General features: G+C 62.6%; 2 protein-coding genes. Both read left to right on the forward strand.

Translation table 11 applies throughout. From position 1 onward, the window contains the following. Positions 1–105 precede the first annotated feature (105 nt). Positions 106–1629 carry an IS21 family transposase gene (gene istA, locus B0E46_RS17090; RefSeq protein WP_077556955.1) on the forward strand — a complete coding sequence of 508 codons (1524 nt, stop codon included), beginning with the start codon at positions 106–108 and terminating at the stop codon, positions 1627–1629. Next, positions 1619–2395: an IS21-like element helper ATPase IstB gene (gene istB, locus B0E46_RS17095; protein WP_139350619.1), complete on the forward strand. Its 777-nt coding sequence runs from the start codon at positions 1619–1621 to the stop codon at positions 2393–2395. Before istA ends, istB begins: the two co-directional genes overlap by 11 nt. Positions 2396–2468 lie beyond the last annotated feature (73 nt).

Here is a 2468-nt window from a genome sequence, read left to right on the forward strand (position 1 = left end):
TGTTGAGTTCCATCCAAAACTGAGCCACTTCGCCGGGTGATTTTCGTCGAAATTTGAGCCACCTCCTACCACCCTCCGCTCACAGCACGAGCGGGAGCAACAGGAGTGATCGACGTGGCCCTATTGAGCGTAATCCGACGCTGGCACCTTCGCGACAAGATCTCGATCCGAGAGATCGCTCGACGCACGAAGCTGTCACGCAACACCATTACCAAGTACCTGGCGAGCGGTGAGACCTCCCCGAGGTACCCCCACCGGAAGAGCCCCAGCCAGCTGGATGCGTATGCCGCGGAGTTGTCCGACTGGCTGCGTACCAACCAGCGACAGTCGCGTAAACAGCGGCGCACCCTGCGGCAGATGCATGCCACTCTTTTGACGAAGGGCTATGCCGGCTCCTATGGCCGGGTCGCTGCGTTCGCCCGCGAGTGGCGGCGCGCCGAGCAAGAGCGGGCGCAGACAGCCGGGCGCGGGACATTCGTGCCGTTGCTCTTTGCTCCGGGCGAGGCGTTCCAGTTCGACTGGAGTGAGGACCATGCCCGCATCGGCGGTGAGCGCATCAAGCTGCAGATCGCCCACTTCAAGCTGAGCCACAGTCGAGCTTTCTTGCTGCGGGCCTATCCGCTGCAGACGCATGAGATGTTGTTCGATGCGCACCAGCACGCCTTTGCTGTGTTCGGTGGCGTGCCTCACCGCGGCATCTACGACAACATGAAGACCGCTGTGGACAAGGTCCGCAGCGGCAAGCTGCGCGACGTCAACGCCCGCTTTGCCGCGATGGTCGGCCACTACCTGTTCGAGGCCGAGTTCTGTAACCCGGCATCCGGCTGGGAGAAGGGCCAGATCGAGAAGAACGTCCAGGATGCCCGTCACCGGATCTGGCCCACGGTGCCGCCCATGCCCACGCTGGAGGCCCTCAACGACTGGTTGCAGGAACGCTGCGTGGCACTGTGGCACGAGTGTGCCCACCCGGTATGGCGTGATCGCACCATCGCCTCGATCTGGCAGGACGAGCAGCGGTTGCTGATGCCGACACCGTCACCGTTTGACGGCTTCGTCGAGCAGACCAAGCGCGTGACGCCGACCTGCCTGGTGCATGTCGAGCGCAACCGCTACAGCGTGCCGGCCAGCTACGCCAACCGGCCGATCAGCGTGCGCCTATACGCCGACCGCGTGGTGATGGTGGCCGAGGGTCAGGTGATTGGCGAGCACGTGCGCCGGATCAATCGCACGCATGATGGTGGCCAGACCCTCTACAACTGGCGGCACTATCTCAGCGTGGTACAGCGCAAGCCGGGTGCGTTGCGTAACGGTGCGCCATTCGCCGACTTGCCCGAGGGTTTCCGTCGCCTGCAGGCGCTTCTGCTTCAGCGACCCGGCGGGGATCGGGAGATGGTGGAGATCCTGGCGCTGGTGTTGCAGTACGACGAGCAGGCCGTGCTAGCGGCGGTGGAGTTGGCCTTGGAGGCCAACGTACCGTCCAAGCCCCATGTGCTCAACCTGCTGGCGCGATTGACGGGCGAGACACCGCCGGCGCCGATGGATGCGCCGCCATCGCTGGCCTTGAAAGTCGAGCCTGTCGCCAACGTGGCTCGCTATGACCATTTGCGGAGGACTCGCCATGTCGCATGAGGCCGTGATCACCACGCTCAAGTCGTTGCGCCTGCATGGCATGGCTCAGGCCTTGGAAGAGTTGGCTCAGCAGGGTACACCGCTGTATCGAGATGCGTTGCCGTTGATGGGCACGCTGCTCAAAGCTGAGGTGGCTGAGCGCGAAGTACGCTCCATCAACTACCAACTGAAGGTGGCCCGCTTCCCGATCTACCGCGACCTCAGCAACTTCGATTTTGCTCAGAGCACGGTCGATGAAGCGCTGATCCGCCAGCTGCACCGTGGCGACTTCATGGACCTTTGCCAGAACCTGGTCTTTGTCGGTGGGCCAGGCACCGGCAAGACACACTTGGCCACCGCCATCGGCGTGCAGGCGATTACCCATGGACGTCGCCGCGTACGTTTCTTCTCGACCATCGAGCTGGTCACCACACTGGAGCAGGAAAAGGCCGCTGGCAAGCAAGGGCAGTTGGCCACACGCCTCATCGAGGCGGACCTGGTGATCCTGGATGAACTGGGCTATCTGCCGTTCTCGCAGGCGGGTGGTGCCTTGCTATTCCACCTGATCGGCAAGCTCTACGAGCACACCAGTCTGGCCATCACCACCAACCTCAGCTTCGCCGAATGGGCGGCTGTCTTTGGCGACGCCAAGATGACCACGGCGCTGCTCGATCGGCTCACGCATCGCTGCCACATCCTGGAAGCCGGAAACGACAGCTACCGCTTCCGGAACCATGGCACTGACATCAAGAAGGAGACCAAGACCCCGATCTCAACCCCGATCTGAGCTAACCTGCAGCACGAACGGGTGGCTCACTTTTCGATGAAAAACCCGGCTCAGTTTTCGGCGGAAATCAACA

The organism is Rhodanobacter sp. B04, from assembly GCF_002001125.1.
Classification (GTDB): domain Bacteria; phylum Pseudomonadota; class Gammaproteobacteria; order Xanthomonadales; family Rhodanobacteraceae; genus Rhodanobacter.